The sequence below is a fragment of the Thiomonas sp. genome (assembly GCF_034007205.1).
Lineage (GTDB): Bacteria > Pseudomonadota > Gammaproteobacteria > Burkholderiales > Burkholderiaceae_C > Thiomonas.
In genome coordinates this window covers 1-6,074 of sequence record NZ_JAVERI010000037.1, presented here as the reverse complement: position 1 = coordinate 6,074, position 6,074 = coordinate 1, and the positions used below count along the sequence as shown (strand labels likewise).

The window sequence follows — 6,074 nt, the reverse complement described above, 5'->3', positions numbered from 1 at the left end:
CCGATGAAAGCGGCGCAGCGCGTCAGACTCGCCCGATTGCCGAGCGCCCGCGCCAGCAACCCGCACAGCAGCCCACCGAACCCCGGCAGCCCGCCCCGGCGGACACGACGCCGGAATTCGTGAAGTTTTAACGAAATGCCGTCAAAATCCTCTTCTCCCAACCTCCCCCGCAGTGGAAGATGAGTTTTCAGTGTTTCATTTGACAGACCGCGTAAGGCGTTTTCCCGAGGAGTTGAACCATGACGGCTTTTCCGCAAAACCTGAGAAACCTCAGCATCGGCCTGCGCCTGATGCTCTATTCAGGGCTGGCGTCGCTGCTGTTTGTCATCGCCCTGGCCATCAGCCTGACGGGCTTGCAGGATCTGCGGCAGGAATTTGCCCATTACGTGGGCCACACCAGCGCTTACCAGAGCGCGCTGGACCGTTTGGGACTGCTGCAGGCACAGTACACCAAAGCGATAGTCAGCCGGGTCATGTCTGCAGACAGTGCCCAGGCACAGGCTGCGCTCGATGCGGTGCAAAAACAATTCGACGAGGCCCTGCAGCAGGCCCTGGCGCTGCAAGCCCATGATGCCGCACAGACCCGCGCGCTCCAGGCCATCGCCGCGCTGCACAAACAGGAGCAGACCGCGATTCCGGGCATCCTCAGAGCCAGCCAATACCACCAGATCGACGGCATCAACGCGCTGGTCAATGACCTGTTTCCCCGGGATCGGCAAATTCAAGCCCAGTTGCAGACATTGACCGCCGCGCAGAACGACAGCACGGCCAGCCAGCAGGCCGCCATCCAACGCGATGCGGCAAACGCCCTGATGATCGCGCTGGTCGCTGCCGCAGCCGCCGTATTGCTGAACGTGCTGACCAACTGGCTGCTGTCGCGCGCGATCGCCCGCACCCTGCGTCAGGCGGTGGACGCCACGCAACGTGTGGCCGAGGGCGACCTGTCGGTGCGGGTGGCTTCGGCTTTCCGCGACGAGGCCGGCCGCATGCTCACGGCGCTGGATCGGATGATCTCGCGGCTCACGGCAGTCATCGGCTCGGTGCATGCTTCCTCCGGGCAGTTGCTCTCGGCCTCATCCCAGGTCTCCAGCACCTCGCAAAGCCTGTCTCAATCGGCCTCGGCGCAGGCGGCTTCGGTGGAGCAAACCTCGGCCACCGTCGAGCAGGCCGCAGCGTCGATCCGCCAGAACGCCGACCACGCCACAGCCGCCGATGCCCTTGCCCAGCAGGTGCTCGCCCATGCAAAAGACAGCCAAGCCGCGGTGAAACAAGTTTCCGCGGCGATGCGCACCATTGCCGAACGCATTTCGCTCATCGACGACATCGCCTACCAGACCAATATGCTGGCGCTGAACGCGGCGATCGAATCCGCCCGCGCGGGGGAGCATGGCAAGGGGTTTGCCGTGGTGGCTGCCGAGGTGAGAAGACTGGCCGAGAAAAGTCAATCCGCCGCCCAGGAGATCGGCGGCCTGGCTTCGACCACCGTCAAACATGCCGACCAGGCCAGCCACATGATGAGTGAGCTCGTCATCCTGAAAAACGAAAACAGGGATCTCGTCCAGAAGATCGCAGCGGCCTCCAACGAGCAGTCCACCACCATGCAGCAAATCAATCAGGCCGTCGCCCAACTCTCGGCGCTGACGCAGCAGAACGCCTCGGCTTCGGAACAACTCGCCGCCACCGCCGAGGAAATGAATGCCCATGCCCAGGCCCTGAAAGCGCTCGTCAGCCAGTTCAAAACCGGCGTCGAACCGGCGCAGAATGCAGCCCGCTCGCATGCGCCGCCAGCCTCCCCGCTCAGGCGCCCTGTCACGCCTGCCCCGGCGCTGGCCGCCGCGGGTGCGGGAGACTTTGTCAAATTCTGATCCCCCATTCTTCGAGGAGCCCCTATGACCACCGCCCTTGCGCACCCGTCTGCCACCGCTGCCCTGCCGCCATCCGGCGTCGCCCGGCCAGCCAGCGGCCAGTACCTGACCTTCACCCTGCAGAACGAGGTGTACGGCCTGGACATCCTGCGGGTGCGGGAGATTCTGGAATACACCCGCCCGACCACCGTGCCGATGATGCCGGCCTTCGTCCATGGCGTGATCAATCTGCGCGGCAATGTGGTGCCGGTGATCGATCTGGCGCAGCGCTTCGGGCGCGCGCCGACGGAGTTGAAGCCCCGCACCTGCATCGTCATCATCGAGGTCGAAGGCGAAGGTGATGGAGGGCCGATGTCCATCGGTGTGCTGGTCGATGCGGTGAATGCCGTGCTCGACATGGAAGCCGAGCAGATCGAGCCGCCGCCCAGCTTCGGCGTCGGGCTGCGGCAGGAATTCATCCGCGGCATGGCGCGCACCGAGGCCGGCTTCATCATCCTGCTCGACGTGGGTCGCGTGCTGTCGGTCGAAGACATGGCGGGATTGGCGCAGGCGGCCGCGATAGCCGCCTGAACGGGGCCATGACCGTTCTCTCCGACACCGAACTCAGCGGTTTTTCCCGCCTGATGTTCGAGGCCGCCGGCATCACCCTGGCGCCGTCGAAAAAGGCGCTGGTCGAAGGCCGCCTGTCCAAGCGGCTTCACGCGCTGGGCCTGTCCAGTTTCACCGCTTACCTGCAGCATCTGCGGCAAGACCCGACTGAGCGCCAGCAGGCCATCGACCTGCTCACCACCAACGAAACCTATTTCTTCCGCGAGCCGCGCCACTTCGCCTATCTGTCGGAGAGAATCGTCCCTCAGGCGGACGCCTCGCGCCCCTTCCGGGTGTGGAGCGCGGCCTGCTCCAGCGGCGAAGAGCCCTACAGCATCGCCCTGGTGCTGGCCGAGCGCATGGGGCAGCGGCCGTGGGAGATCGTGGCTTCCGACATTTCCACCCGGGTGATCGAGCAGGCGCGCCGCGCCATCTACCCGATGGAGCGCGCCGAAAAAATTCCCCAGCCCTACCTCAAGGCCTTCTGCCTGAAGGGAACGGGCGCGCAGGAAGGCTATTTCACGCTGCAGCCTGCGATCCGCGAGCGGGTGCGCTTTGCCGTCATCAACCTCAACGCACCCCTGCCCGACATCGGCCTGTTCGATCTGGTCGTGCTGCGCAATGTGATGATCTATTTCCATGCCGACACCAAGCGCGCCGTATGCCGTCGGCTGCTCGATGTGCTCAGGCCCGGCGGGCATCTGTTCATCGGCCATTCCGAAAGCCTGAACGGCCTCGATCTGCCGGTGCGCAGCATTCAGCCCGCCGTTTACCAAAAGCCGCAAGCAAGAAATTAGCGACAGGCCTTCAGGCCTGTCGGTCAAATGTGTTTTGGAAGGGGTTTGCATCCCCTGCCAAAACGGTCACCGAAACCTCGGCCTTCAGGCCGAGGTCTGCGGCTCCCACCGCCCTGAAGGGCGGGGTTTCAAACCGAAGTCAGTTCTACGATGAATACCGCACCGTCTGCCTCACCTGGCGAAGCGCCGCAGGAAGAGCCGCTGGAAATCTTTCTGCAGCCGGGCGAGCTGTACTTCGGCGAAGGGCGCACCCGCGTGCGCACGCTGCTGGGCTCTTGCGTCGCGATCGCGGTGTGGCATCCGCGGCTGAGAATCGGCGGGCTGTGTCATTACATGCTGCCCGGACGCGGCGCGCATCACGGCGCGCACCGCGAACTCGACGGCCGCTATGCCGACGAGGCCATGCTGCTGTTCCTGCGCGACATGCGCGCGGCGGGCACCCGGCCTGACGAATACGAGGCCAAGCTGTTCGGCGGCGGGCGCATGTTCGCACCAGACCGGCCCTTGCCTGCGCAGGTCGGCTGCGTGGATGTGCCCTGCAAAAATGTGCTGCGCGGGCGCGAACTCGTGCGCCAGCATGGCCTGCGGCTGAAGGCCGAGCATCTGGGGGGCGAGGGCCACCGCAACCTGCTGTTCGAGATCTGGAGCGGCGATGCCTATCTGAAGTTCTGGGGCCAGAATGCTGAAGCGTCGATCAGCCGATGCGCGCTACCGGGCACCGACAACCCCGGATGTCCATGATGCCCGGCGACAGGATCAAGGTGTTCATCGTCGACGATTCCGCCGTGATGCGGCAGGTACTCCAGGCCGTGCTGCTGCGCGATCCCGGTATCGAGGTCATCGGCGTCGCGCCCGACCCGCTGTTCGCGCTGCAGCGCATGCAGCAGGGCGCCTGGCCCGACGTGCTGGTGCTCGATGTCGAAATGCCGCGCATGGATGGCATCACCTTCCTCAAAAAACTCATGGTGGAACACCCGCTGCCCGTGGTGATTTGCTCCACTCTCACCGAAAAGGGCGCGCAGATCACCCTCGATGCGCTGGCAGCCGGGGCGGTGAGCGTGGTCAACAAGCCGCGCGTGGGCCTCAAGGATTTTCTGCTGGAGCAGACCGCCGAGCTGACGCAGACCATCAAGGCCGCGGCCCGCGCCAATACCGGCAATCTGCGCGCCTGGACGCGGCCCGTGGTCAGCGTGGCCCAGGCCGCGGCGCAGCCTGCGTTCACCCCCGGCGCGCATGTACTGACCGACACCACGGAGAAGATCATCGCCATGGGCATGTCCACCGGCGGCACCGTGGCGCTGGAGCGCGTGCTCACCACCCTGCCCCGCGCCCTACCGGGCATCGCCGTGGTGCAGCACATGCCGGAGAAATTCACCGCCGCCTTCGCCGAACGCCTGAACACGGTGTGCGCGCTCGACGTGCGCGAAGCGCGCGACGGCGACCGGCTGATTCCGGGCCTGGTGCTCATCGCGCCGGGCGGCCGCCACATGCAGGTGCGGCGCAGCGGCGCGCAATATCACGTCGAAGTGCGCGACGGCCCGCCCGTCAACCGCCACCGGCCTTCGGTGGACGTGCTGTTCCGCTCGGTGGCGCAATGCGCCGGACGCAACGCGCTGGGCATCATCCTCACCGGCATGGGCGACGACGGTGCTCGCGGCCTCAAGGAGATGCACGACGCCGGCGCCCGCACCATCGCGCAGGACGAGGCCAGCAGCGTGGTCTACGGCATGCCCAAGGAAGCGGTGAAACTCGGTGCGGCCGACCGCACCCTGGCGCTGGGCGACATCGGCGCGGCGATGGTGGAATACGGTCGCCTTTGATGACGGCAACGGGGGTCTTCCCCTATACGGCGGGGCCGCGAGGGTGTCGTTCCAAAGGCGTCGAACAACATCCTTTCCCCGCTCCTGATGAACCACCTTCGCATTCGCACCCGCATGACCCTGGGGCTGATCGGCATGCTCGCCGTCATCGTGCTGAGTGCCGTACTGGCGCAGCAGCAGTTGGCGCAATCCAACGCCCGGCTCGGTTCCATCGTGCACGTGCAAGCCCGGCGTATCGACCTGCTCAACACCTTTTTCACCAACTTCCAGAGCACCACCACGGCGTTCTACCAAGCCCTGCTGAACCCGGCGCATGAACAAGCGCAGCTCGCCCTGAAAAAACAGCTTGCGGCAAACCGCGAAAGCACCGAGCGAGCATTCGAAGCGCTGCAAGCCCTGCCCCCGAACGCCGAGGTCAACCATCAGCTTGCCCAAATCAAGAGCCTGATCGCGAAAAACCGGGGCGTGCAGCAGCAGGTCATCAGCCTGATGCGGCAAGGGCTCTACCCGCAGGCCAGCACCCTCTACACCCAACTGGCCGCGCCCATCGTGCTGGCCATGCACCAACGCATCGAGACCCTGATCGATCATCAGCAGGCGCAGATGCAGGCCGCCTATGCGCAGAGCCAGTCGGACTATGCCAGCGCGGCGCGCCAGGCGCTGTGGATCACGCTCGGGTTCGTCCTCGCGGCGACGGCGGGCGGTTTCTGGATCACCCGCTCGATCACCCGCCCGTTGAGCCAGGCGGTGGAAGTCGCCCGGCGCGTGGCAGGCGGCGATCTCTCGGTGCGGGTGCTTTCCCCGTCGAAGGATGAAACGGGTCAACTGCTCGCCGCCCTGGGGCAGATGGTCACGCAACTCACGGCGGTGATCGGCTCGGTGCGCTCGTCTGCCGAACAACTGCTCTCGGCATCGGGCCAGGTCTCAAGCACCTCGCAGAGCATCGCGCAATCGACCTCGCAGCAGGCGGCTTCGGTCGAGCAGACTTCCGCCACGCTGGAGCA

6 protein-coding genes are annotated in these 6,074 nt (G+C 65.5%); all 6 read left to right on the top strand.

Translation table 11 applies throughout. The features are described 5' to 3' along the window. Window positions 1-239 precede the first annotated feature (239 nt). Complete coding sequence (locus RBR52_RS15230) at window positions 240-1,865, top strand: methyl-accepting chemotaxis protein (protein WP_320378122.1); 1,626 nt, start codon at window positions 240-242, stop codon at window positions 1,863-1,865. Window positions 1,866-1,889: 24 nt separating this feature from the next. Next, window positions 1,890-2,435, top strand: a complete 546-nt coding sequence (locus tag RBR52_RS15225) for a chemotaxis protein CheW (protein WP_320378121.1) — start codon at window positions 1,890-1,892, stop codon at window positions 2,433-2,435. An 8-nt stretch (window positions 2,436-2,443) separates the two neighbouring features. Continuing rightward, complete coding sequence (locus RBR52_RS15220; RefSeq protein WP_320378120.1) at window positions 2,444-3,250, top strand: protein-glutamate O-methyltransferase CheR; 807 nt, start codon at window positions 2,444-2,446, stop codon at window positions 3,248-3,250. 150 nt (window positions 3,251-3,400) lie between these two features. Then, window positions 3,401-3,991: a chemotaxis protein CheD gene (locus RBR52_RS15215; protein ID WP_320378119.1), complete on the top strand. Its 591-nt coding sequence runs from the start codon at window positions 3,401-3,403 to the stop codon at window positions 3,989-3,991. Continuing rightward, complete coding sequence (locus tag RBR52_RS15210; protein ID WP_413818340.1) at window positions 3,982-5,070, top strand: protein-glutamate methylesterase/protein-glutamine glutaminase; 1,089 nt, start codon at window positions 3,982-3,984, stop codon at window positions 5,068-5,070. The genes RBR52_RS15215 and RBR52_RS15210 overlap by 10 nt, the downstream gene beginning before the upstream one ends. A gap of 87 nt (window positions 5,071-5,157) precedes the next feature. Continuing rightward, window positions 5,158-6,074: methyl-accepting chemotaxis protein (locus RBR52_RS15205; protein WP_320378118.1), on the top strand; the 917-nt coding region annotated here is incomplete at its 3' end.